Annotated in this window: 22 protein-coding genes; 15 read left to right on the top strand and 7 right to left on the bottom strand. The window is 48.1% G+C overall.

The features are described 5' to 3' along the window. A partial coding sequence (locus BMY60_RS11340; protein WP_177166655.1) for a transposase occupies positions 1–462 on the top strand: 462 nt, incomplete at its 5' end. 32 nt (positions 463–494) lie between these two features. Here the strand turns inward: BMY60_RS11340 and BMY60_RS11335 are convergent. Further along, entirely contained in the window at positions 495–1532 is a 1038-nt protein-coding gene (locus BMY60_RS11335; protein WP_090333723.1) for a Fic family protein, read from the bottom strand. A gap of 624 nt (positions 1533–2156) precedes the next feature. Further along, positions 2157–2882, bottom strand: coding sequence for an SAM-dependent methyltransferase (locus BMY60_RS11330; RefSeq protein ID WP_090333722.1), 726 nt, complete (start codon positions 2880–2882; stop codon positions 2157–2159). Between the two features lie 236 nt (positions 2883–3118). On the opposite strand from BMY60_RS11330, the gene efp reads away from it, so the two are divergent. Beyond that, positions 3119–3679, top strand: coding sequence for an elongation factor P (gene efp, locus BMY60_RS11325; protein ID WP_090333720.1), 561 nt, complete (start codon positions 3119–3121; stop codon positions 3677–3679). A gap of 259 nt (positions 3680–3938) precedes the next feature. Here the strand turns inward: efp and BMY60_RS11320 are convergent, their stop codons facing one another. Further along, a complete protein-coding gene (locus BMY60_RS11320) occupies positions 3939–4643 on the bottom strand; it encodes a YiaD family glycine zipper/OmpA-like lipoprotein (protein WP_090333718.1) in 705 nt (234 codons plus the stop codon). A gap of 389 nt (positions 4644–5032) precedes the next feature. On the opposite strand from BMY60_RS11320, the gene BMY60_RS11315 reads away from it, so the two are divergent. From BMY60_RS11315 to BMY60_RS11300, 4 genes are read left to right on the top strand one after another with little or no spacing between them, the layout of a single operon-like run. Beyond that, positions 5033–5290, top strand: coding sequence for a Rho-binding antiterminator (locus BMY60_RS11315; protein ID WP_218141685.1), 258 nt, complete (start codon positions 5033–5035; stop codon positions 5288–5290). Between the two features lie 47 nt (positions 5291–5337). Further along, on the top strand, positions 5338–6702 hold the full coding sequence (locus BMY60_RS11310; RefSeq protein WP_090333717.1) for an AsmA family protein: 1365 nt from the start codon (positions 5338–5340) through the stop codon (positions 6700–6702). An 11-nt stretch (positions 6703–6713) separates the two neighbouring features. Continuing rightward, positions 6714–7742: an A/G-specific adenine glycosylase gene (mutY, locus tag BMY60_RS11305; protein WP_090333715.1), complete on the top strand. Its 1029-nt coding sequence runs from the start codon at positions 6714–6716 to the stop codon at positions 7740–7742. A gap of 44 nt (positions 7743–7786) precedes the next feature. Further along, a complete protein-coding gene (locus BMY60_RS11300) occupies positions 7787–8413 on the top strand; it encodes a 5-formyltetrahydrofolate cyclo-ligase (RefSeq protein WP_090333713.1) in 627 nt (208 codons plus the stop codon). 95 nt (positions 8414–8508) lie between these two features. Here the strand turns inward: BMY60_RS11300 and BMY60_RS16505 are convergent, their stop codons facing one another. Further along, complete coding sequence (locus tag BMY60_RS16505) at positions 8509–9165, bottom strand: calcium-binding protein (protein ID WP_090333711.1); 657 nt, start codon at positions 9163–9165, stop codon at positions 8509–8511. A gap of 172 nt (positions 9166–9337) precedes the next feature. Between BMY60_RS16505 and BMY60_RS11290 the strand changes: the two genes are divergently transcribed. From BMY60_RS11290 to thrC, 4 genes are all read left to right on the top strand, one after another. After that, on the top strand, positions 9338–10897 hold the full coding sequence (locus BMY60_RS11290) for an adenylyltransferase/cytidyltransferase family protein (protein ID WP_090333710.1): 1560 nt from the start codon (positions 9338–9340) through the stop codon (positions 10895–10897). Between the two features lie 172 nt (positions 10898–11069). After that, on the top strand, positions 11070–12296 hold the full coding sequence (locus BMY60_RS11285; RefSeq protein ID WP_090333708.1) for a pyridoxal phosphate-dependent aminotransferase: 1227 nt from the start codon (positions 11070–11072) through the stop codon (positions 12294–12296). An 84-nt stretch (positions 12297–12380) separates the two neighbouring features. Continuing rightward, positions 12381–13694 (top strand): homoserine dehydrogenase, encoded by a 1314-nt coding sequence (locus tag BMY60_RS11280; protein ID WP_090333707.1) that lies wholly within the window; start codon positions 12381–12383, stop codon positions 13692–13694. Between the two features lie 109 nt (positions 13695–13803). Continuing rightward, a complete protein-coding gene (gene thrC / locus BMY60_RS11275; RefSeq protein WP_090333705.1) occupies positions 13804–15216 on the top strand; it encodes a threonine synthase in 1413 nt (470 codons plus the stop codon). Positions 15217–15307: 91 nt separating this feature from the next. Here thrC and BMY60_RS11270 read toward each other — a convergent pair whose 3' ends face one another. Continuing rightward, a complete protein-coding gene (locus BMY60_RS11270; RefSeq protein WP_090333704.1) occupies positions 15308–17029 on the bottom strand; it encodes a flagellinolysin in 1722 nt (573 codons plus the stop codon). A 218-nt stretch (positions 17030–17247) separates the two neighbouring features. Between BMY60_RS11270 and BMY60_RS11265 the strand changes: the two genes are divergently transcribed. Beyond that, on the top strand, positions 17248–18378 hold the full coding sequence (locus tag BMY60_RS11265) for a zinc-binding metallopeptidase family protein (RefSeq protein WP_090333702.1): 1131 nt from the start codon (positions 17248–17250) through the stop codon (positions 18376–18378). On the opposite strand, the gene BMY60_RS11260 is transcribed toward BMY60_RS11265, so the two are convergent. Further along, complete coding sequence (locus BMY60_RS11260; RefSeq protein ID WP_090333701.1) at positions 18347–19081, bottom strand: proteasome-type protease; 735 nt, start codon at positions 19079–19081, stop codon at positions 18347–18349. The genes BMY60_RS11265 and BMY60_RS11260 overlap by 32 nt on opposite strands. A 167-nt stretch (positions 19082–19248) precedes the next feature. Between BMY60_RS11260 and BMY60_RS11255 the strand changes: the two genes are divergently transcribed. The 4 genes from BMY60_RS11255 (at position 19249) to BMY60_RS11240 (ending at position 24956) form a co-directional block, all read left to right on the top strand. Beyond that, positions 19249–20700 carry a circularly permuted type 2 ATP-grasp protein gene (locus BMY60_RS11255; RefSeq protein ID WP_090333699.1) on the top strand — a complete coding sequence of 484 codons (1452 nt, stop codon included), beginning with the start codon at positions 19249–19251 and terminating at the stop codon, positions 20698–20700. Next, on the top strand, positions 20697–21623 hold the full coding sequence (locus tag BMY60_RS11250; protein WP_218141684.1) for an alpha-E domain-containing protein: 927 nt from the start codon (positions 20697–20699) through the stop codon (positions 21621–21623). The genes BMY60_RS11255 and BMY60_RS11250 overlap by 4 nt, the downstream gene beginning before the upstream one ends. 231 nt (positions 21624–21854) lie before the next feature. Next, positions 21855–23219: a magnesium transporter gene (mgtE, locus tag BMY60_RS11245; protein ID WP_090333697.1), complete on the top strand. Its 1365-nt coding sequence runs from the start codon at positions 21855–21857 to the stop codon at positions 23217–23219. Positions 23220–23408: 189 nt separating this feature from the next. Further along, positions 23409–24956 carry an APC family permease gene (locus tag BMY60_RS11240; protein ID WP_090333696.1) on the top strand — a complete coding sequence of 516 codons (1548 nt, stop codon included), beginning with the start codon at positions 23409–23411 and terminating at the stop codon, positions 24954–24956. Between the two features lie 401 nt (positions 24957–25357). On the opposite strand, the gene BMY60_RS11235 is transcribed toward BMY60_RS11240, so the two are convergent. After that, positions 25358–25591, bottom strand: coding sequence for a hypothetical protein (locus BMY60_RS11235; protein ID WP_090333694.1), 234 nt, complete (start codon positions 25589–25591; stop codon positions 25358–25360). Between the last annotated feature and the right edge of the window lie 791 nt (positions 25592–26382).

Below are 26382 nucleotides of genomic sequence, written 5' to 3'. Positions count from 1 at the left end.
TACGATCACATCTGCATGTTGAAAACACTCAAATGTGCCGTGCGTGTCGTCTGGGCCTACCGAAAATCACAATGGGTTGCATTCTTTACCACTGACCTTGATCTCACCGTCGAACAGACCATCGAATACTATGGCGCTCGCTGGAAAATCGAGGCCGGTTTCAAAGAGATCAAGCAGGAAATTGGAAGCATAAAAAGCCAAACCCGAACGCCACATGCCGTCACCAATCATCTCAACTTCTGCATGATGACCACCGCCATCACCTGGATATACGCAGATCGCCTTGATAAAACACCGCAGCGTTGTTACGCTGTTAACAATCGAAGTCACTTCGCCTTCTCCGATGTTAGAAAACTGATTACCAGGGACGCACTTGACAAAGATTTTGTTACCTTTTGCCCGAAACCAGGCAAACCCGGACAAAATTCTCTTATCAATGCATTATTGCGTATGGTTGCATAAGGAAAAGCGGGAAACTTCAGTTTTATAAGATATTAGCTTCGTCTCACATAATACGTTCCACGCCCTGTACCTTTGCTTTCGATCAAACCTAAATTCAATAGTTTTTCAAAATCCATTTTTCTTGCAGCAAGGCTACGGGTTGAAATATTGCCGTATTCACGTTGCGTGATGCTGCCGTTTTCATTGATGTAATCGAGAATTTGTTTGTGATGCGGTTCAAGACGCGGTGGTGGCGATATTGTTTCAGGTAATGTTTTACGAATACGCCGTAACTCATCCAGAATACCATCAGCGAAATATTCCAGCCAATGCGTAAAATCGATAGAATCTTTTAATTCATAGTAATCACTTTCAAGTCCGACAGCCTTGAAATAGCGCGTGATGTTCTGGTTGTAATAGTTCTCGAAACTGAAAATCTCAAACAAATCCAGCCCCGCTTTGCCTAAAATAGCGGTTGTCAGCAACCTTGCAGTACGTCCGTTTCCATCCATAAATGGGTGGATAATGACATATTGGCGATGGAACAAACCGGCCAGAATAATAGAGTCAATCTTGCCAATGTGTGTGTTCACAAAATCGTTCAATTCATTTAACAGAACTGTGACATCTTTGGTGTCCGGCGGAATAAAAACAATTTCATCAATTTTTCTTGGATTGCGAATAACGACTGGTGCTTGCCGGATATGGCCGCAATCGTCTGGATTGTCCATTAATCCATCAACAACCTGTTTTTGTATTTTTTCAAGCGTTTTCAGGTCGAGCATAAATTTACCGGAACGCACCGAGGTGTAAAGTGCTTGTAGTGCTTTATTGTAATTAAGCACTTCACGTTCGGTATCGCGCACATGCTCTTTTCTGGTTTTGAGCAGTTTTTTTACATCGGTCAGTAGCAGCGGATTACCCTCAATGTTGGTTGAAGCATATGATGACAATTCTCTGGCTTTCAATTCCAGACGTGCCAATGTTTTTTTAGTTATACCAAAACCTTTGATTTCGCCAATCGCTTCGCCAATTTCACGCATGGTCGAAAGCAATTGGTCTGTAATGGCGTATTTAGGCTTCCAGCTCATAACCACAATATAGCCTCAAATTAGCCGTAATGCAACGCATTAATGGCCGCAAAATAGCTTTAAAGTAGCCGATAACTTAGGGCTGCACCCTCAGTGCACTTCATGAAAAATAGACAAGGCCGTGCTCTCGGGGCAAGCCCCTGCGAGCCGCACCACCCTTATCGATTTTTCATTCCGTTTGCACACCCCCTGTTCGCCACGAGGCAGGGTGCATGAGCAACCCGTTTTTTATTCAGGAGGTACGCAAAATGACTGTTTTCTACGCACAACCCTATGATATTTCGGCCTGTGGCCGGTGAATGATTTCTGCGTTTCCCGCTCATCTTCTGCACTCCTGTTATTTATACAAATAATCATACAGAGAACAACTTCTTAACTTACCCATTACAGTGTCCAAATAACCGGGGCCACTTCTCTGTGATTTGGAGTGTCTGAAAAATGCCGGATTTTCGTTTTGCCCAGCCGATTCAGTTCCTGAAATATTGAATCAGGCTCATTATGTGTGTACGCATTCTGGAGGCATTGGCGCTGTTCGCGAAATGTGTGACTTAATACACCGGCAGATTTAAAGACATTTTTTTCGATGATATATTTTCAGGTGGCCGATCTATTTTGAATAGCGCATTAAGTTGTAACTTGATGGGGTTTGCCTTGTAACAAAAAAATTGCCGGTATCTTGTTAATATCCGGTAATTTCTGCTTCCATTCTTTTATCGTTTTTGTGACAATTATTTCGTTGGTGGCTGTCAGATATGCTGCAATGCATAAGTCGGTATCATCTCGACAGATTTGTATAATGAGTTCGAGTAATCTTTGATTTCGATACGGTGTTTCAATAAAAATCTGAGTTTGGTCATGTTTGCCGGATAATTTCTCCAGCGCGGTGATTGTTTGCACGCGCGCGGTTTTGTCGATCGGCAGGTATCCATGGAAGCAGAACCGTTGCCCGTTGAGCCCCGAAGCCATTAATGCCAATAAAATTGATGACGGGCCGGTAAAGGGGATAACCTTGATTTGCTTGTCGTGTGCCAACCGCACCAAACCGTTGCCCGGATCAGCAACAGCCGGGCAGCCAGCTTCGGACAACAAACCCATGTCATGGCCAGCCAGTAAAGGTTGCAGCAGTGCTTCCAGTTCGTTTGCGCATGTGTGTTCATTGAGAATGTCCATGTGAATGTCCTGCAATGGGTAATTGCATTTGATTTGTTTCAAAAACCGCCGGGCTGTTTTGGGGTGTTCGACGATAAAGAACCGAAGCTGTTGCACCGATTGCTTGACTGCTATGGGTATAGTCCAGCCCAGATCGCCGTCGCTCAAAGGTGTGGGAATCAGATACAATTTGCCAGTCATAACAAGTGTTTTTGGAAGTTGGCCGGTTGTCCGGGTAAGCGGATGAATTGGTTTTGGGATAGGAGTTTAGAAAGGCTGACAGTGAAAGTAAAGCGCCCGACATTGACGGCGGCGTTTGCTTTATACAAATAACACGCAGATTCGGTTCAACCGACGGCAATTTTTAAATATATAGTTGGCATGTAACGTTATAATACCACTCTTAAATTACCGATTTATTTCGATTATTATTTGTTATGAAAATTTCTGCATTTGAAATCCGTGTCGGCAATCTGATCGAGTATCAGAGCAAGCTCTGGAAAGTCTACAAAAAAAACCATGTCAAGCCCGGTAAAGGCGGTGCATTTGTGCAACTGGAAATGAAAGCTGTGGTTGACGGTACCAAGCTCAATGAACGGTTCCGTTCTGAAGACAAAGTGGAAAAAGCGCATGTGGAGCCGCGCCAGATGCAATATCTGTATGCAGAAGGCGACGCCTTTGTTTTTATGGATAATGAGTCGTTTGAACAGTTGACCGTACCGGCTGAAGAACTCGAGGAACAGTCACCTTATTTGCTGCCAAATACCGATGTTCAAATTAATTTCCATAATGATAACCCTATCGGTCTCGAATTGCCAACCAGCGTTGTGATGGAAGTGACCGAAACTGAAGTCATGATGAAAGGACAGACAGCAGCCAGCGGTGGCAAGCCGGCCGTGCTGGAAACCGGACTCAAAGTGACTGTGCCGCAGTTTATTAATGTGGGTGATAGGATTAAGATTAATACCGATACAGGGGAGTATGTTGAACGTGCGTAGAGCACATAGAACTTGCTTAATTAGGCGCTTGTCCTGTGCCGTCTTTCTTATACTCTGTCAGATTTTTCCGATCTACATATGGAATAATTATTTTATTTGTAATTTCAACTATTGCTCTATCAATATGATATTGATAGAGCAGTAGAATGGTCTATTGCGTTAATTGATGTGCGACGAACATGCATGCGATCGAATAATTCGCTCATAGCCGGCCACGAAAAGCAAATTTTTCGAGGCCGGTTGTTTTTTATAATCTATTTTAATAGGGCCGATCGTAAGGATTGCCCTGCGGTGGCGGGGTTTGCTGAGGTGCCTGTTGTGGTGCTGGTTCATATACAAAAACTTCAACGCGCCGGTTCATGGATCTTCCAGCGGGCGTGTCGTTTGATGCGATCGGTTCGTGTTCGCCACGTCCGTCAATCTGGATGCGGTGATAGGGTACGCTGCGCTGTACCAGATAATCCCGGGTGCTCGCCGCGCGATTGACCGATAACGGGTTGTTTATCGCATCGGAGCCGGAACTGTCTGTGTGTCCGATAATTGTTACCTGTGCATTCGGATTTTGCAGCAGGCCTGCTGCAAAACTGTCGAGTATCGGTTTCATGTTCGGTTTGATTTGCGCGCGCCCGGTATCAAAGGTAATGTCACTCGGAATATCCAGTTTGAGTCGATTATCGACTGTCTGCGATACCTGCACGCCGGTACCTTGCGTGACTGCCTGCATCTGCTTTTTTTGTTCCTCCATGCGTTTTGACCACATATATCCACCGGCAGCGCCGGCGGCGGCACCGGCGGCTGCGCCAATTGCGGCACCTTTGCCATCACCGGCCAGTCCGCCAATCAATGCGCCTGCAGCAGCGCCAGCCAGTGAACCCTGGGCTGTGCCGCGCTGTGTTTCGGACATGTTTGCACAGCCGCTGAAAATAAGTCCTGCTGTAATCACAATCAATAAAGTACGTTGCATATGATGTCCTCCTAAACAAGGATTATTCAATACGAATAAAATTATCGCCCGCCTGGTGCTCTATCAATATGATATAGCCTGGTACAGCGTTACCGTGGTGCTATGCAACAAGGCGCAGCACGCTGGAAAGGACTGCTCCCTTTTCAAGTACTGTAACGCAGTTGCATAGCACCACGGTAGCGCCCTGTGGGTGAGATTGTCAGCGTCCATGGTCTGCGTTGCGCCTTTTGACGATAGAACAACTATTGCCTGCAAGGCGCGCCTTGTCATGTACACTGACAAACTCACCGAACCCGGCAATATCATATTGATAGAGCACTAGGGGTGTATTTTACTCCGCTACTTTTTTTCGCTTATATTATAGGCTTGGCAGGTTACGAAAGGAATCAATGATTGTGAAGAAGAATGTGATCGCATGCGAACTGCATGATTATATTGAGGTGGCTTGTATGTATGGCTATCAACTCAAGCTGATTCTGAAAGATGGACAGGCGATGGAAGGCAAGGCGGTCGATATAGTCCAGTCCGCCGATCATCGTGAGTTGCTGGTGATTGACGGCGGCAATCACCAGCAGGTTGATTTGATGACGTTATCCAAAATACAGGTATTGACGCCCAATGCGAAATTCACTGAAGTTGTTTTCTGACGATACTGTACCGGAATTCTGCAACCATAAGCGCTTGATCTGACATCATGCGGTGCATTCTGCGTTATGTCCTGGTTTTTCTGATGGTAACGGTGTGTTTGGCGGCCGTCTTGATATTAGCGGCGCTGGTTGAGCCGGGTGTATTTAAGTCGCAGATAGAACAGTGGGTTAAGGCGAATAAGCAGCGGGTATTAACGATCGGCGGGGATGTGCAGATTAACTATGCTTACCCGTGGATCGAAATCCAGGTCAGTGATGTCACACTCAGTGAGTTTCAGCAGGATACACCGTTTGCCGCTGTTGAACAGGCCCGGTTGTCGTTGTCGCTATGGCCTTTGTTACGTCAGCGTATTAAGGTAAATAACATCACAATCAAAGGTCTGCGCGCAAGACTGATACGCGGCCAGAATGGCCGCATGAATATTGAAGACTTGCTATCGCAATCAGAAGAATCCTTGCCGTTTGCTGTTGAAATCACACGGACCCGGACGACGGACGGCAGTATCTTTTTTCATGACGAGATCACACGACGCCAGATCGAATTTAACCAGTTGAATTTAATGACGGGTCGAATCACGGCTGAATACGCCGAAACGATTGTGCTGCGGAGTCCGTTGGTTGAAGTTCGCTTGCCTGTGTTTGAAAATAATGACGCCAACGCGAATAAACACATGAGTAGGATCCTGACAATGCAGCTTATGGTTGAACAGCTCAAATTCAATGAAACAGGAATGCGCGGCGGACCTGTTGCCCTATCTTTGCAGCACATTGCAACCGGCAGTCATCTCAACGCGCGTCTATCAAAACTTGACATCATTCAGTCTGCGCCAGCAGGCGGCTCTTTGGCGCGTGCGCGCTTAGTTATGGAATTGGTTGCGCGGCAGGAAAAACGAACTGTGCAAATTGCTTTGGACACGGCGCTTGCTGTTGAACAGGATGGCAGGCAGTGGGAGTTTGGCCATTTCAAAACAGAGTTTGCTGCTTTTGATCCGGAATTCGTCCGCGATCCGGTTCAAGGCCGGTTTGATGGCAACCTGAATCTCGATATATCAGCAGAACTGTTGCAAACAGAACTTCAGGGTGAACTGGCTGAGAGCAGAGTTGAAGTTGTTGCCAGCCTACGGGATTTTGCCAATCCCGATATAACAGTCAAGGTTGAAGTTGGTGCGCTGGATCTGGATGCGCTGGTCCCGATGGGGAAGTTCAAAGCAGAGCAATCTGAAGCCAGCTCAAACGGACCGTTGGCAAATACGGTGACCTTGCCCGATTTTTCATTTTTGAACAATCTGAATTTGAGTGGTTCGATCACGATCGGGTTATTGTCGGCTGGCGGCGCCCGGCTCTCGGGCGTACAATTTGTTATGAAACCTGAAGATCAGGACCATTTTATTTTAAAAAAATCAGGGCATTAAAAAGTAGATCAATGCGATTTATTGCAGAACAATTGATTCCGTGGCAAAAAACAAGTGGCCGCCATGATCTGCCCTGGCAGCACAGGTCAGATCCTTATGCTGTCTGGTTATCTGAGATCATGCTGCAGCAGACGCAGGTGAATGCTGTTATCCCGTATTATCAGCGTTTCATTAAAAGGTTTCCCGATATTGGCAGTCTGGCACGAGCTTCTGTCGAAGATGTGCTGACTTACTGGAGCGGACTTGGATATTACTCGCGTGCACGAAACCTGCTTCGGGCTGCGAGCGCAGTAGTGCGGGAACATCGTGGCGTTTTTCCACAATCCCGCGACGCGTTGCAGCGGTTGCCCGGTATTGGCCGCTCAACTGCGGCTGCCATCGTCGTGTTTGCCCATGGAAAACGGGATGCGATCCTCGATGGCAATGTCAAACGTGTTTTTGCGCGCTTTTTTGGCATTGACCGTTATCCTGGAGAACCCGCAACGCTGGCACGGCTGTGGCAGTTAGCTGAGAAATCCCTGCCGCTGGATGGTAATCCTGACGATACAAGGACGTACACACAGGCACTCATGGACCTGGGATCTCTGATATGCGTGCGCAGCAAACCGCTGTGCTGTCAGTGCCCGTTGCGAGCACACTGTATCGCTTATACCCAAAACCGCGTTGCGCAGTTGCCGGTGCCCAGGCCAAAAAAAAACTTACCCGAGAAGGAAACTGTTTTTATGATTTACCGAAACGGATGCAAATTACTGCTGGAGAAAAGGCCGGAGAACGGAATCTGGGGTGGTTTATGGTGTTTTCCTGAAAGTGATTTTCATCATGATCAACTGGCTTTGGAAAATAGTTCGCATCCTATTATGCTGCCACAATTCTGGCATGCTTTTACACACTTCAAGTTGTTGATACGGCCACGTTTGCAGGATGTGCATGCCAACAAGGTAGTTTCGGCATCGCTGGTCTGGAAGAAGCCCGCCGAGGTGTTGGCGCTCGCGATACCGGTGCCGGTAAAGAAGCTGATTCATCAGCATTTTATATCTTGAATGCCGGTACACTATTCCAAATCATATGAGATCGGGCGAACGCCATGATGGATTGGCAAGTCTGGCGAAAACGGGAGCGTGAGCGCATCATAGCGGCACGCCTGGCGGTACCTTCGGCGCACTGCCGGCAATGGAGTGCGGCGATCTCTGTTTTGTTGCAGCAGGGATTTCCACGTTTGCAGCAGAAAAAAATCGGCCTGTATTGGCCGTTTCGCGGTGAATACGATCCGCGGCCGGCTGCTTTATATTTTAGGGCGGCAGGTGCGATTCTGGCCTTGCCGGAAGTTACTGGAAAAAACAAACCGTTGCGTTTTCGTGAATGGTGGCCGGCTGCGCCCATGCGTATTGGTGCCTACGATATCCCCGTGCCGCACGAAACCCGGTGTATCCAACCGGATGTTTTGATTGTTCCAATGGTGGGATTCGATCGGAAAGGATACCGGCTGGGGTACGGCAGCGGTTATTTCGACCGTACTTTGGCAATGTTTTCAGAGCGCCCGCCAACCATCGGTGTTGCATTTGAATTGCAGCGGCTGGAAAACGTGCATCCGCAGTCACATGATATTGCAATGCAGTATGTTATCACCGAGGCAGGTATTTTTCAGGCTGGCCGGAAACAGCTCAAGCGGATTCCGGCCGGGCAGTGTGCAAAATACAATATAACCGGTTGAAAGAAATCGTGAGTCTATTGTATGTTCTTTTGCGCAGAGGTTTGTCCACGCGCGTCTGCTAATTTTACGTTTTTGAAGCTTATATGGTTGTATGGCTATAAGGTAAAGATGACCATATCCGCAGTAATCTCGTTGATATTGACGCCAACCAGGTCAATCCAGGCATTAGGTCCAAAATTGATGGTCACGCCATCATCCCGCTGATCGATATCGCTAATCAGTCCGACCAGTGTTTCGATATTGTCTATTCCCGTTTTCTCTGCATCGAAAAACAAACGGTCTTCGCCCGGGATGAAATCATTGACACGGTAAAATCCCAGTGCATAAAAACCGAAAATATCATTGCCCGCTTCACCACCAATAACGCTTCCATCCAGACTGCGGGGGTCGCCCTGCAGTTGGTCGCGATTGAATCGGGGGTCATCTCCCGAGCCGCCAGCCAGCAAGATATCATTGCCAAGACCGCCAAATAATTTGTCGGTACCGCCCTGGCCATCGAGAATATCATCACCGGCGTCACCGTCGACAATATCGTTGCCATCGCCGCCAGTTAACTCATCATCGCCGTCATTGCCTTCAAGTTCGTCGTTGCCCGGGCCGGCCTGAATAAAATTGTCCAGCTCGTCACCGATGTAAAGAAAGTCATCGTCACCAAAGCCACCTGAACCAAATCCTTCAAATTCAAACCCGTCTATAATTTCGATTATACCCGAAGAACCGATATTCGGACGATTGATTATTTCTACTGCCATAATATACCTCCTCCCACAGAGAGTTTATGTTTACAATTTTTTCTATTAATTACCGATGCTGATCAGAATCATAACAATTCTTCTTTTTCTTTTATAATAATACAAATAGTAATGAGATTAATTCTCAATATTAGCAAATTATACATAAATTTCAAGTTTATCAATCAGTGTAATGAAAAAAATTGCAATAAACAAAAAAGACCAGGCTGATTTGTTGCGGGCAAAGCAAAGCATTGAAGCAGGCCATTTGGGCGAGGCGGGCGATTTGCTTAACATGCTGAAAAAAAAGCTGCCGACACATCCGGATGTGGCGCGGTTGTGGTGTTCCTGGGCGTTGCGTACAGACCGTGCACCGGAAGTTCCTGCTTATGCAAAGCAGCTTTTTTTACAAGCCGATAACGATATACAAAAAGCGCACTGGGCGCATTTGCTTGGCACAACCTATTTCTATACGCTGGATTTGCCGCGATCACTGGAATATTTTGGCCAGGCGCTGGCGTATTTATCGGAACTGGCGCGTTCCGGAAAGGCACCGGCACCGAGAAAAAAAAGCGCCGCCCCGCCATCCGCTGAGAACGTGTTCGTGTCCGGGTATGCCGAGCGGCTTTTATGGTCGACTTGTGCAATGCTTGCCAGGCAGGATATCCCTGCATTTCCGTTTGCCGGTACTTTGCTGGGATTGGAGCGGGAAGGTAAATTGCTCGATTTCGATAAGGATATTGATATTGCAGTTTGGATGTCGTCGTTTGACGCATGTTGTGCAACACTGGAAGCTCACGGCTGGTCGGTTGTACCAATGCATATCGAATACCGGAATTATCGTGATTTTATACACAATGAATCCGGTATCACACTGGATGTATGTGGCCTGGAACAACGAAATCGGCATCAGATAATCGGTGGATTTGCTTTATCGGGGCGTTCGGATGATTATCAACGTGTTACGGTTTTTCCGCATTTGGAATTAAAGCAGCGCTCGACGCAGCACGGAAATAGCTGGTATCCCGCGCATCCGGAGAAAATCTTGACTGCGTTTTACGGTGACTGGCGCACACCGAATCCATTTTGGGATACGGTGGTTTCGGCTTTGAACCTGGAGAAGTTTACGTTGTTGGTGCGCTGCTATGCGTATCATCGACTTGTTAAACGCTGGTTATCGGGCGATTTAATCAAGGCATGGAGTTATGCATGTCAGATTGCTCTGAAAGACCCGGACGATGTGCGTGTATTGCGTGCAGGACAATGGCTGGAGCGCATTCTGATGCGAACAGGACAGGTTATACCGCATTGGCCACAGAATAGGCCGCAGCGAAGAGTTTATACGCGTATGGTGGCAGACCTGTTTCATACAGGCCATATTAACTTTTTGCATGCTGCGAAATCCCTGGGTACGCATTTAACGGTATGTGTTGTTTCGGATCAGCGTGTTTTGGAAAACAAGGGTAAGCTCCCGGTAATGAATCAGGCAGAACGGGCGGCTGCAGTCGCAGCCTGCAGATATGTAGATGCCGTGATCACGGAAAGCCCTGTTAATGCAACACCTGAATTCATGCAACAGCATGGCTTTGATATATATACGTTTGCCTGCGCCGATGAACGGGAGCGAACGGATAAATACCGTCAGTGCGCTTTGCTGCCCAGTGCCATGATTCGAGAACTGGACTATACACAGGGTATTTCATCAACAGAAATCGTGAATCGCATTTTAAGAAATGCCGGGTATGATCGCTGATCGCGTTTGGTTATGTTTTACTTAACACGCTTTTAAGCACGCACTGATTTTGTCTCGTACCTAATGCGTATATAATAAGCCGTTATTTTGATTCTGATCATAGTAACTTAATTTCAACAACAGCGATAACCATGTGCGGGGATCAAGCTGACGGTCGATAAATATACTGAACATGCGGTCAATAACCAAATCCAGCAAATTAGCCAATGTCTGTTATGACATCCGTGGGCCAGTGCTTGAACGCGCCCGGCGGATGGAAGAAGACGGTCACCATATAATTAAACTTAACATTGGCAACCCGGCTACATTTGGCTTTGAAGTGCCTGAAGAAATCCTGCAGGATGTGATTCATAACTTATCGGCAGCTTCTGGTTACTGCGATTCCAGAGGGCTGTTTGCAGCGCGAAAGGCAATCATGCATTACTCCCAGGAGAAAAAAATTCGTAATGTGCAGATGGATGACATTTTTATCGGCAATGGCGTTTCGGAGCTGGTCGTGCTGGCGATGCAGGCGCTGCTGGATAATGGAGACGAAGTGTTGATTCCGATGCCGGATTATCCGCTATGGACGGCTGCTGTAGTGCTGTCTGGCGGTATAGCCAGGCACTATATCTGTGACGAAGAATCCGGTTGGCTGCCGGATTTGGAAGATATACGTTCAAAAATTAATGACCGGACACGCGCGCTTGTCATTATTAATCCCAATAACCCCACAGGTGCGCTTTATCCCGAAGCACTGTTGTATGAATTGATTGAAATCGCGCGTCAACATCAATTGATTATTTACGCAGACGAGATTTACGACAAAATCCTCTACGATGACGCGATACATACTTCTATCGCGTCCTTGGCCGATGACGTTCTGTTTATCACTTTCAACGGCCTGTCCAAGAATTACCGTGCAGCCGGATTCCGCTCCGGCTGGGCGATTGTTTCAGGGGAGAAAAATCATGCCGAGGATTACATTGCCGGACTGAATATGCTGGCATCCATGCGATTATGCGCAAATGTGCCGTCACAGTTTGGTATTCAAACGGCGTTGGGTGGTTACCAGAGTATTTATGATCTGACGTTGCCGACAGGCCGCCTTAAACGGCAGCGTGATGTTGCCTGGGAATTGCTCACTGAAATTCCCGGCGTTAGTTGTTATAAACCGCAGGCCGCGATGTATTTGTTTCCAAAACTGGATCCCAAGATTTATCCTGTTATGGATGATCAGCAGCTGGTACTGGATCTGCTGCTGGAGGAAAAAGTGCTGCTGGTGCAGGGCAGCGGGTTCAACTGGATGAATCCGGATCATTTTCGCGTGGTTTTTCTGCCAAATGCGGATGACTTGAAAGAAGCCGTAAACCGTATCGCGCATTTTCTGCACCGCTACCGCAAACGGCATGCAACCTGATGCAGTTCATGCATTTAAACTTTATGCCATGCGCACAATTTAATAATAAATATTATTCAACAGGATTGTTTAAAAACTGAAATGATGAAACCCATAAGAGTTGGCATACTTGGTATTGGTACCGTAGGTGGTGGCACGTACACTGTGTTAAAGCGTAATCAGGAAGAAATCGCGCGCCGTGCAGGCCGTGGCATTGTCGTGACCATGATTGCAGACCGTGATCTGGATCGTGCGCGTGGTTTTGCCGAAGGAGGGGTGACGGTTACTGATAATGCACTGGAAATCGTAAATAATCCGGATATCGATATCGTCGTTGAACTCATCGGTGGGACGGCCGTTGCCAAGGACCTGATTTTGGCGGCAATTGCGCAAGGTAAACATGTGGTAACGGCGAATAAGGCCTTACTGGCCAATCATGGTACCGAGATTTTTGCTGCGGCCCGCGATAAAAGCGTCATGGTTGCATTTGAAGCAGCAGTGGCCGGCGGCATTCCAATTATCAAGGCACTGCGTGAGAGTCTGACCGCGAACCGGATTGAATGGATAGCCGGAATTATCAACGGCACGGCAAATTTTATATTGTCCGAAATGCGCGACAAGTCACTGCCGTTTGCGCCCGTGCTGGAGCAGGCTCAGAAGCTGGGTTATGCAGAGTCCGATCCGACTTATGATATTGAAGGTATCGATGCTGCGCATAAAATCACCATTATGTCCGCAATCGCTTTTGGCATTCCCGTTCAGTTTGATAAAGTCTATGTCGAAGGGATCACCAAACTGACGCAGGAAGATATCGGCTATGCCGAGGAGCTGGGTTATCGTATCAAACTGCTGGGTATCACACGGCGGGTTGAACAGGGTATCGAATTGCGCGTTCATCCCGCACTGGTACCGGCAAGCCGTCTCATCGCCAATGTGGAAGGTGTTATGAATGCTGTCGTCGTCAAGGGCGACGCTGTAGGTGCAACATTATATTACGGTGCGGGCGCCGGTGCTGAACCGACAGCCAGTTCAGTCATTGCCGACTTGGTTGATGTTACGCGCATGCAAACGGCCGATCCGATGCATCGAGTACCAACGCTTTCTTTTCAGCCGGATCTGCTGTCGGACACTCCGGTACTGGCGATAGATGCGGTGGAAACAGCCTGCTATCTGAGACTGCAGGTTGTCGATAAGCCTGGGGTACTGGCAGAAATTACCCGTTTACTGGCTGATTGCAATATATCCATCAGTGCTGTTGTTCAGAAGGAAAGTATTGATGAGGACGATCTGGTCAACGTCATTATGCTGACCCATAGTACGCAAGAAAAAAACACCAATACAGCGATTCAGAAAATAGAGGCTTTGCCGGTGGTGGCGGGGAAAGTGACACGTATCCGTATCGAAGAATTAAACAATTGATTCCTTGTTGTGAAAACTCTCCGATTGCTGGCATTTTTCAGCCCGTCTAGCACTCTATCCATATCATATTGATAGAGCGCTAGTTTTAAAATATTTAGGTCAATCCCACATGCGTTATATCTCAACACGTGGCGGCATGCCACCGAAATCCTTTTCTGAAATTCTATTAAGCGGCCTGGCACCAGATGGCGGGCTTGCGATTCCAGAAGTTTACCCAAAAATTGGCGCTGATGAATTGAAAGCCTGGCGCGGGATGAACTATCAATCGCTTGCATTTGAGATTCTATCGCGTTTTACCGATGATATTCCTGCAGAGGATCTGCGCACGATCATCGCCCGTACTTATACGCGTGAAATCTTCGGCAGTGATGAAATTACGCCGCTTAAAACACTGGAACCCGGATTTCATATTCTCGCTTTGTCAAACGGACCCACACTGGCATTCAAGGACATCGCCATGCAGCTGCTGGGCAATCTGTTTGAGTATACGCTGGGTAAAACCGGGGCGGTATTGAATATTCTTGGCGCGACGTCGGGCGATACCGGCTCAAGCGCGGAATATGCGATGCGCGGTAAAAAAGGTATTCGGGTATTTATGCTATCCCCGTATGGAAAAATGAGCCGTTTCCAGACTGCTCAGATGTTTTCCTTGCACGAAGACAATATTTTCAACATAGCCATCCGCGGCGTTTTTGATGACTGCCAGGATATTGTCAAGGCGGTGAGCAATGATCATGTCTTTAAACAGGCTCGCCGGATTGGTACGGTAAACTCGATTAATTGGGCGCGTGTCGTTGCACAGATTGTGTATTACTTCAAGGGCTATTTTGCAGCCACACAATCTGATGACGAAGAGGTTTCGTTTGCAGTTCCCTCCGGTAACTTCGGCAATATCTGTGCGGGCCACGTTGTGCGCATGATGGGACTGCCAATTAGACAGCTGATCCTGGCAACAAATGAAAATGATGTGCTGGATGAGTTTTTCAAGACAGGGGTATACCGCCCACGTACAACAAGCGAAACAAGACACACCAGCAGTCCGTCAATGGACATTTCAAAGGCATCCAATTTTGAGCGCTTTGTTTTCGATTTAACCGGCAGGGATGCGGATAAAGTGGCCGAGTTATGGTCTGCAGTTGACAAGGGGCTGGCATTTGATTTGTCCAAATCGTCTTTGTTTGAGAAAGCCGGGGATTTAGGTTTTGTTTCAGGGAACAGTAACCACGCGGCCCGTATAGCCACGATACGAGAGATTTATGACAGGTATCAGGTGCTGGTCGATACGCACACCGCAGATGGACTGAAAGTCGGCCAGGCATTACGTGACCCGGATGTACCGCTTATCTGTATGGAAACCGCGCAGCCGGCCAAATTCTCCGAGAGCATACAAGAGGCCATTGGACTGGAACCGCCGCTGCCTGCAGGTTATGAAGATCTGGAAGACCTGCCGCAACGATTTGTAATCAAAGACGTGGACGTAAAAGCGATCAAAGCTTATATTGCAGAGCATGCAGGCGACTGAAAACCTGGTGCGCTATCCATTTGGTTTTATCAGGTTGAATGCCTGTGAATCGAACTGAAGCCATGACGACACCTTCTGGTATTGCTCGATGTTATCTGAGTAAAGTAAGCATCATTTGAGGACTTGAGTTGGCCTGAGCAAGAATGGCTGTTGCAGCCTGTTGAATAATTTGTGTTTTGGTCATTGTAGCGGTTTCAACAGCAAAATCAGCATCCTGAATACGTGAGCGGCTCGCTGTCATGGATTCCGCGCTGATCTGGTTATTGGTGATGGCCGATTCCAGGCGGTTAAGCTGTGCGCCTATTTTCGCTCTTTCTTGATTGATATGATCTAAAGCCAAATCCATTTTAAAAGTCGCAAAGCCGGCATTACTGGCAAGATCAATATCGCTGATACTCATTGCAGCGGTGTTAACGGCACCAAACGAAACATCCAGTGTTTCGTTTTGATTGGCGCCCACCTGCAGGGTTTTTTGATTGCCAGGCACGTTGAATGCAATATTTTCCCATACTTCATTGAATCCGCTCAGCGGATTCGTCCCGCCTCTGGAGCTGTTAGTCGGTATGACGCTTTCTGCGGTTCTGACAGCGCCGCCATCCGCGTTCGCGCCACCGATTGCACCGGTGTCTTCATCAGTCAGATTTAATCCGGCAATATAAACAGCGCCGTTGGCAACAAAGTCGGCATTAAACGCATCTGCATTGGCCCACATTCCGCCAGATGCTGCGTTAATGGCATCATTCAGCGTGGCACTCTGATTTTGATTGAGATAGGTCATGACGTCTTTGATACCTGATCCGCCATTTGCTTTTATTTGTTGGTGCATATATCCGACGGCGGCGTAAGCAGCCGAATATTCATCTGAGCTTCCATTCCAGGCACCACCAGCCGTACCAAAATTGCCTGCCTGTGCCATGACGCCTCCGATGCCGATACCGTTAATTGATGATTGCAGCCGTTCATCAGCGCCATGGATAAATTCTGCAGCGCCTTCAAGAAACCATTTTTGGTCCACCGCCGGATCGAACATCGAAGCGGTGTTCATGCTGCGGTACATGACAGCATGCACCATTTCATGGGCAATGATCCTGTCATTGTAAAATGGAGCTGTGCCGCCATTCGGCAGATTTGGCGGTGTAAAGTCGCTCATATCGATTTGCAATTTGACATCGGTTGCTTTTCCTGTGTAGCTGCCGGGTATTGAACCTACAACCTGTGCAGCAACACCACCGGCGCCATCTGTGAAAGTGGTCAACTCAATGTCAATATCAGCACCATCGGCTGTGATTCCGTAATACTGCTGAATTAGACTTTCGGCCTGTTCAAGCCAGCCATTTTGCAAGCCGTACACCACCGCCAGTTGATTTGAATCACCCAGGACGCTGCCGCTTGTGGAATCGAAGATTTTTTCGTTATTGAATGCAGTCGTCGACGAAACGCGTTCTATTTCCTGAATCAACTGATTGGCTTCTTCCTGCAGCGCTTTTTTGTCACTGAGACTATTGGTGGCATTTGCAGCCTGAATTGATAGTTCACGGACGCGCTGTAACGAGTCTGATATCGATGCAAGTGCGCCATCAGCTGTCTGTAACATCGAAACACCATCATTGGCATTTCGCGTCGCCTGGCTCAATCCACGAATCTGAGCGGTCATCCGCTCGGATATCGCAAGACCGGCAGCATCATCGCGTGCGCTATTTATACGTAATCCGGATGACAGCCTTTCCAGCGAACGGCCCAAATGCGTCTCCGTCATCGATAAATGGCGTGTGCTGTTAAGTGCGCCAGTATTGGTGTTGATTGATAGGCTCATTGATTAAAAAGTTTCTACAATGGTGATTCTGTTTTTATCAACGGACAGCCGGAATATTTATTTAGCCATGTGATATTGGCTTAACAGTTATTTGGCAGAGATGTTGATAAAGCCGCACTTTTGACGGACTGCCGAATACACCGCAAGCAGGCTTTTTTACACCATTGATTTTCACGTTATACTTGATTTATTGGTTTTAATTAACGCAGGGTGATGCTTTGAGAACATTTCGATGCGATTGTGGGAATTATCTGTATTTCGAAAACATCCAGTGCCTGGCATGCGGCCGGATGGCCGGGTATTTGCCCGATGAGCGGAAATTAAGCACGTTGGAACCTCTGGCTGAGAATGCATGGATGGCTGTATCGAATTGTCAACCTTACCGTCTATGCAAAAACAGCCTCGACTACAATGTATGCAACTGGATGATACCGGAACGTGATCAGCATGCATTATGCGCTTCCTGCCGCCTGAATCATCTTATCCCGAACCTTACCGAAGCACAGAATGTGACATTATGGTATCGCGTCGAGCAGGCCAAGCGCAGATTGCTGTACACGTTATTTGATTTGAATCTGCCGGTGATCGGCCGTGAACAGGATCCTGAAAGCGGGCTTTGTTTTGAGTTTTTGCAGGATGTAAACGTAAGTGGAGAATTTAATAATGCGGTAACGGCCGGCCAGAATGTCGTAACCGGGCATTTTTCAGGTAAGATCACCATTAATCTGCGTGAGGCTGATCACAGCGCGCGTATTGAAATGCGCGATAAAATGAATGAGCGTTACCGGACATTGCTTGGTCATTTCCGTCATGAATCTGGTCATTATTACTGGGGGCGCCTGATTGGCGGAACGAACAGAATAGGCGGTTTTCATGAACTGTTTGGCGACGAGCAAAAAGACTATCAACTGGCGTTAAGCGATTATTACACGTATGGACCGCCGCCATTCTGGCAGGAAAAATGGATCAGCGCCTATGCCAGCGCGCATCCCTGGGAAGACTGGGCTGAAACCTGGGCGCATTATCTGCATATGGTTGATACCGTGGAGACCGCTTATGATCTCGGTTTCAGAACTCAGGGCAGCGATATTACTTTGCCGCAGGCAGGTATTCAAATGGACGAGGACTATCGTACACCTGCTGTGTTTGATACGCTGTTTGATGACTGGTGCCGGTTGTCCGCAGCATTAAATGCACTGAATCGCAGCATGGGGCTGGACGATGCTTATCCTTTCGTGATTTCCGGAATCGTGCTTAACAAGCTGCGGTTTATTCATCAGGTTGTGACTGAAGCCAATCCCCGATCATCGCCGCCAGTTACTCCCAGTCAAAACGCGGCAATCGGTTGAAAGCGCTCCGTAAGCCCTCGTTCCATTGCTTCTGGAGTGACTTGTACATTGGTGAATTGAGCGTGAGTCTCAGGCGGACAGGCTCGTTGAGATTGTCAATCGAGTGGATAGCCAGCTCCAGCGGCGGCCCGACCGATATATTGCTGCGTATTGTCGACTCCAAAGATACCAGTGCGCACCGCGCAGCGTCTTCAAGCGATGTGGCTGGTGTTATAATGCGGTCCAGAATAGGCTTGCCGTACTTGTTTTCGCCGATCTGCAAATACGGCGTTTCCGGGGAGGCGCTGATATAGTTGCCCTGCGGGTAAATTAAATAGATTTCCGGTGCCAGGCCGGTGATTTGTCCGCCTAGAATGAAACTGGCCTCTGCGCCGCCGTTTCCGCTTTTTTCCAGTGCGTCGGCATGCTCGCGTTGTTCCGCCTGGCTGAGTTGCCCGACATAATGCGCCACTTCGTGCAGGTATTTGCCTTTGCGCAGATTCATCCCGGCGTCCGGTGTTTCCAATCCGGCTTTAATGTTGTTCATGACCGCCTGGGAAGTGGCCAGATTTCCGGCGGTGAGCAGCACGCAGACACGCTTGCCGGGCCAGACGAAAGAATGCATTTTACTGTAAGTCGTTACATAATCGACGCCGGCATTGGTTCTTGAATCGGATGCAAAGACCAGACCTTTGTTAACGCTGATTGCTAGGCAGTATGTCATAAACTTTAGGACGGAAAATAGCGTGGGTAAAATGGCCCGATTGTCAAAGCAGCGATACCACATGTTAAAATCGTAGCCATTATAGTGTTTTATGCCGGGTTTTTAAATCATGCATCATGGATGCCGCTGCTCAAACCATTTTTTTAAGACATTGACGTAAAGATATCATGGCTATTCGCTGGGGAAGCTATAAAGTAAAAAATCTGTATGACGAATTGTTGCGCGTAACCGGCCGTCCGCGGCCCGCGGCTCAGACGTTGTGCAGTTACTTGCGCGCGCTGAAGGATGGCGATATAGAAGAATATAAAGTAGCGGCTGAGTCCGCTATTCATGTGATGGGCGTTACATTTACCGTCTATAGTGAGGAAGAAGGCTCCATCGATCGCGTTTGGCCCTTTGACATGATTCCACGCATTATCGACAGGCGCGAATGGCTGCAGGTGGAAGCCGGTCTCAAACAGCGTGTTCAAGCGCTCAATTTGTTTATTGACGATTTGTATCATCAACAGCGTATCGTCAAGGATGGCGTGTTTCCAGCCGAATTGCTGGAAGATTCCAGAAACTTTCGGCCCGAGTGCGTCAATGTCGATGCGCCGCTTGGTATCTGGGCGCATATTTGTGGTTCCGATCTGGTGCGGGACAAGGATGGTACTTTTTATGTGCTCGAGGACAATCTGCGCGTACCTTCGGGCGTTTCTTATATGCTCGAGAACAGACTGGTGATGAAGCGGCTGTTTCCGGAAATGTTTGAACAGAATAGCATCCTTCCGGTTGACGACTATCCATCACAGCTTTATGACACGCTGGCCGCTTTGTCACCGCGGCCCGGTGATCAGCCGGAGATTGTGGTATTGACGCCGGGTATTTATAACTCGGCTTATTTCGAGCATGCTTACCTGGCGCAGCAGATGGGTGCCGAGCTTGTCGAAGGCAGCGACCTGACAGTCGAGAATGATGTTGTCTACATGCGCACGATTGAAGGACTTACGCGTGTTGACGTTATTTATCGCCGTATCGATGATTTATTTCTCGATCCGGAAGTGTTTAATTCGGATTCTTTGCTAGGCGTTCCCGGGCTGATGCGTGCCTGGAAATCAGGCAAGGTGGCGCTGGCCAACGCGCCAGGCGCAGGTGTTGCTGACGATAAAGTCGTTTATGCTTTTGTTCCGGAGATTATCAAATATTACCTCGATCAGGATGCGATCCTGCCCAATGTGCCAACGTATAAGTGCATCAATAAACTTGAGCGGCAGCATGTCGTCGAGAATATTCATGCCATGGTTGTCAAGCCGGCGAATGAATCCGGCGGTTATGGCATGCTGATCGGGCCGCAAGCCAGCAAGGACGAGCGTGAAAAATTTGTGCGTCTGATACGCCGCGATCCTCGGAATTATGTTGCGCAGCCAATGCTGACACTGTCCACTGCACCCACGCTGGTTGATCATCATGTTGAACCGCGTCATTTGGACTTGCGCCCGTTTATTTTAAGTGGAGAGCAGACCAGTGTAACCAGCGGTGGTCTGACGCGTGTAGCGTTGCGCAAAGGGTCGACGGTTGTCAATTCTTCACAGGGCGGAGGCAGCAAGGATACCTGGATTGTTGACACGGAGGCGACATGACGATGCTGTCAAGTGTTGCCAGCAGGATATACTGGATGGCACGCTATCTGGAACGGGCAGAGAATACCGCCCGCTTGATCAACGTAAATACGCATCTGCTGCTTGATCTGCCCAGGCGCGTGCGCTTGGGATGGGAACCAATCATCGATATTTCAAGCAGCCGCGATTATTTTTACAATTTGTATGAAGATGCCGATGAACGCAGTGTGATTCGTTTTATGGTGTCCGATACACGCAATCCTGATTCGATTCTCAGCGCGTTGAACAAAGCCCGCGAGAATACGCGGACAATCCGCGACATAATTCCGCGCGAAGCGTGGGAACAGGTCAATACGCTGCATTTGAATTCCAAAACAAATGCCCGGAGCGTGGTAACGCAACGTCACCGGTATGATTATTTGCACTCCGTTATTCTGGGTGTGCAGACCATCAGCGGTATGCTGGCTGGCACCATGACGCATGATGAGGGCTATGATTTTCTGCGTATGGGGCGCAATCTCGAGCGTGCCGATATGACTACGCGAATTATAGATGTGCGTTCAGCCTCCCTGTTGCCGGATATGCCGGAGGATTTGACGCCGTTTGAAAATTTGCAATGGGTAAGTGTGCTTAAGTCATTGACGGCATATCAGATGTATCGGCGCGAAGTGCATCAACGTATACGCAGAACCGATGTATTGCGGTTTCTGTTGTTGCAGGAAAATTTTCCGCGCTCCTTTTACCATGGCTTATGTCAGGTCGGAAATTGTTTGGGCAACCTGCCGCGCAGTAACAAGGTACTGCGTATATTGACCCAACTGCAAAAAAAACTGTTGCGGGCAAAACTGCAGGAGTTCGATCAGGAAAAACTGCATACGTTTATCGACGAACTCCAGTTAGGCATTATCAAAATCAACGACAGTATCAGTAAAAATTATTTCTAGCGGGCCATTGCAGCGGCATCGCACGCAGTCCGAGCGATGCCATGATCCACTAACGGGACAGCCATGTCTGCCAATATGGCATACATATTTAGCCGTCACCGGCGATCCAACGAAAGATACACTTTATTTCGTCGCGGCCTTTGTGCCGTCATTCCACGCTGCAAGTCAGATTCAGTCAAATTGTGGCCAAGATCATTTGAACAATAATTAATCAATGGGGATATATACACAATGACAGAACTGGAGCACACCCCGGCTGAAACCGCCAAAATTTCTTTGGACCAGGTATTTACATTGCTGGATCAGCAGGATTCCGATCAATTACGTATTTTACTGGAAGCGGTACACCCAGGGCAATTGGCCGATATACTCGAAGCCATGCCACCGAAAAAACGGGTGCAGTTATGGCTGCTGGTGCCGGAATCACAAGAAGCTGAAACGCTGTCATTGCTGCGTGATGAGGTCAGAAACAGCCTGATCATCAATATGGAGCCCGAAGAACTGGTTGCTGCCGCAGAGCATATGGATGCCAACGATCTGGCGTATATCTTCGAGGAATTTCCAGAGCATATCCGGCAATCCATTGAAGAGAAACTGCCCGATGAGATTCTTGAATGGCTAGAAACGAACCTTTCATTCGAAGAGGGAACGGCGGGCCGTTTGATGAGCCAGGACGTGATTACTGTCAGAAACGATGTCACCCTCGAAGTCGTGCTGCGCTATCTGCAGTTACATGACGAACTGCCCGATTATACCGATGGTTTGATGGTGATAGACCGGGCGGGATTTTATCAGGGTAAACTGCTGCTCAATAAAGTGTTGACGCATGACAAGGAAATGCTGGTAAAAGATGTGATGGATACCCAGCAGCAAGCGATTCTGGCAACCGATGACGAACATGCGGTGACGCTTTTTTTTGAACAATTTCACCTGGTTTCAGCGCCGGTTGTGGACGAAAAAAACCGGTTGATCGGACGAATCACAATGGATGATGCCATGGAGATTTTACGCGCCGAGGCAGATCGCACATTGTTGGGGCGCGATGGTCTGGATGAGGAAGAAGATCTGTTCGCGCCGGTTATCAGCAGCACCAAGCGGCGTACCGTCTGGCTCGGTATTAATCTGATCACGGCCTTTCTGGCGGCATGGGTGATCGGTATGTACACGGATACCCTGGATAAAATTGTGGCGCTGGCCGTGCTGATGCCAATTGTTGCCAGTATGGGCGGAATTGCAGGCAGCCAGACATTGACATTGACCATCAGAGGGCTGGCGCTCGATCAGATTACCAGTGGTAACCGGTTCTGGCTGTCGCGCAAAGAGATTCTCATTGGTGTTTTGAACGGATTGTTATGGGCAGTGGTGATAGCGCTGCTGGCCTGGTTATGGTTTCAGCATGTCGGCATCAGTTTGGTAATTGCCGCTGCCATTGTCATCAATCTGATAGCCGCTGCGGCATCAGGTATCGCTATCCCGTTGATTCTGCAACGCATGAATATCGATCCGGCACTCTCCGGCGCGGTTATTTTAACGACTGTCACCGACGTGGTTGGTTTCATGAGTTTTCTGGGTCTGGCAACCTATTTTCTTTTATAAACAGACAGTAATAAAGGTGACCGATAATCCTGAAAAATCATTAAAATTTTTTTGCCGAGGGGCGAAAATCAGTAGAATGTGTCACCTTTGAGACCCCCCACTGGGTTAAGTCGCATACAGTTTGCGGCTTAAACATTTCTCAGGGATCTGGAAAACACGTTTGCGATAAGACGAGGAAGACGAGGTAGAATGCACGAAGAAACACACATGCACGGTTTAAAGGCCAAGGGACTGAAAAAAGGGTCGGTATCCAAGTGGGCTACGGTTGCCATTGGTCTCGCAGCGACCGCGCCGGCCTATTCTCTGGCAGGCGCTCTGGGTTACGGCGCCGCCGGTAGCGGTTATCAGTTGCCGATCGTGTTTATTCTGTCTGTAATCCCAATGTTTTTTGTTGCATTGTCGTATAAGTATCTGACTGCTGTTGCGCCCGATGCGGGCACTATTTTTACCTGGGGAACGAAAGCAATAGGGCCGCGCGCCGGCTGGTTCGGCGGGTGGGCATTGTTACTGGGCAGTATCCTGGCGGGTGTTGCCGCGACCCAGATTACCGTTATTTCAATAGCCGTTATTTTCAGATTGGATGATATAACCATATGGTTTCATCTAGGGGTGGCTTTCATTTATATTTTCAGTACGACGTATTTAACGGCGCTGGGTGCCCGGGAATCTTCCAGAACCACCATGATATTGACATTTGCGCAATACGGCATCCTTATTCTGCTGGCAACCGTTCTGTTCGCGCGGGTTCTGCAGGGCGAAGCCGTGGGCAGCGCCGAGCCGTTTTCATGGGAGTGGCTTAACCCGTTTGCAATACCGTCTTTCGATGTATTTCTCAAAGGTTTTATGATCGCATTATTCATCTTCTGGGGGTTCGATGCGTCATTGGCGATGTCTGAGGAAACTGACGGGAATGCCGAGCAGGCTGGCCGCAGCGGCGTCATAGCAATGAGTATCACGATTTTTACCTATGTGGCTTTTTCGGTTGCAGCGCTATCGTATGCAGGGATAGATGCAAATGATGAATCAAGTCTGACGCACGCCAGTAATATCGATTCCAGCATCACAACGCTGGCGACGGATATTCTTGGCAAGAACGGCGCCCTGGCTGCTGCGGTGATTATTTGTATCTCCGCTTTCTCGTCAACGATATCTACGATTATGCCATCGGCAAGGATTGCGCTGGCCATGGCGACATACCGTGCCATTCCATCGCAATTTGCTGCAGTCAATGAAACAACACGCACGCCGAAGTTTGCCACCTGGACCATCGGGATGATGACGTTGATTATCTACACGACGTTAAGTCTGATCAGTGAATCGATTGTAGAAGACACCATACTCAGCGTCAGTATTGCGGTGTGCACGTTCTATATCGTCGCTGCGTCTTCCTGCGCGCTTTATTTTTTTCGCACTGCGTTCAATCACTGGCATACGGCATTACTGCAAGTCATTTTGCCCGCTATCGCTGCTGTAATTTTATTTGCAGTGGCGATACTTCAGGCATGGAACATGATGGATCCAGACTACGGTTCCAGCGGCTCGATTGCCGGCGTGGGGGCTGTGTTTATCATTGGCGTGGTTACATTGCTTTCAGGCGTAGTGTTGATGTTGTTATGGAATTTTTATCAACCCGCTTTTTTCCGTGGAGAAACCCTGCCACTTGAAAGGGCGCATATGGTGTTGGATGACGATGAAAAGTGCGCCGTCAACACTGAAATCGCTAAAGACAGGCATTGACTGACACTGCTGTCATCCGAACTCAAACGTCACTCGTCCCGATACGAGAGCTGCGCATGGCTCCGGAGGACAGCAGGATTCTAAGAACCAGTTACGGGACGCTTCAGCTTTTCAAAGCCTTGGTGTTCAAACAAAACGACTGTATGCATCAGCCCGGGCTCAGAAGAATGAGCCGCGTTTAGTTGCGATGTATCTGGCCAGGAGACTTACTGGAATGACCTGTCTTTCAATTACAGCATATTTTGATCTTGGGCACTATAAAAGTGCGGCTTCAGCCATAACGCGAGTACAACAGAATAAGAAGTTGTTAAGAAAGGTAGAGTGGTTCAGAAGAAAATTGAGCGGTATAAACAAAAAGCGGCCCCTGAAAACCGACAGGAGCCGTCCGAGAATCAATCAGCCTACTCTTTACCAGAAGGGGCGCCCAGTCTTTCACCTGATTCAGGGTCCTCATATAAGCTTGGTGGTTTATTATAGGGCTTTGGCTCGCCGCATCCAGATAGTAGGGCTGTACCACTCAAAACTAACAGGATGGCAGCTAAAAGCGTATATTTCATAAAAATCTCCTTCTTTTTAATAAAATAAATTTGTTGATCAACAAATTTAATGTCACTTTGAAACTCTGTTAGCCACAAGTCACACCTCAAAATCTTAGTCCAGAATGAGTGATTTGGTCAAGTGCAGTATTGGGTTGAAGCAGCGCTCGGCCGGGCGGGAGTTCGGAAACTCTGCAAGCACACGTGAAAACGTCCATTCATCCGGAGCTTTGTGCTTGCTTTCCCAACTGCACAACCGCAAAGACAACGCAAAGATTTATCTGTCGCCAATCACTCTAGGTGTCGTTGGCAGGTTGTATATCATCTTCGCCACAAACGCTCTCGCAATGGCCGGGGGCCTTGGATAACCGTGGTAAGTAATGATGAATTCTTCTATGCGAACCAACTCCAAGCTCCAGCGTGGTTACCAGTTCCTGATGCTTTTTCGTTAATGGGCCTAAGGAGCCGCGAATAAACAAGTGTGACAATTAGGCGCATCTGGCGGGATGCAATGCAAGGCGGGAGGATGAGTCATAGCACAAGCTATGGCGACGACGAATAACGCCGCAGTGTGCCCGCCAGATGCGATCCAGGTGTTACAGTTATTTATGAACGGCTCCTAACTCTTGTCTTGCAAGTTCCTCCCACATTAAAAAATTTAAATTTTTTGAAACTTTTTTTTATAATAGTCGCCATAAGAGTATGGTTTCTTATATTTATGTGAGAAACTAAGCACCTAATTATACTCAATACAAAAAAGGAGAGACTATTATGGCAACGACGATGGGAACAAGTGGTGCGGCGAGTGCTGACTACGACATGTCATTGTGGTATGACTCTAAGTACTACAAGATAGGTTTGGGTTTGATGCTTGCGGTAGCGATATTTTG

It is taken from the genome of Nitrosomonas sp. Nm51 (genome assembly GCF_900111165.1).
In the GTDB taxonomy this organism is placed as follows: domain Bacteria; phylum Pseudomonadota; class Gammaproteobacteria; order Burkholderiales; family Nitrosomonadaceae; genus Nitrosomonas.
This window is presented reverse-complemented; position numbering and strand designations above follow the sequence as displayed.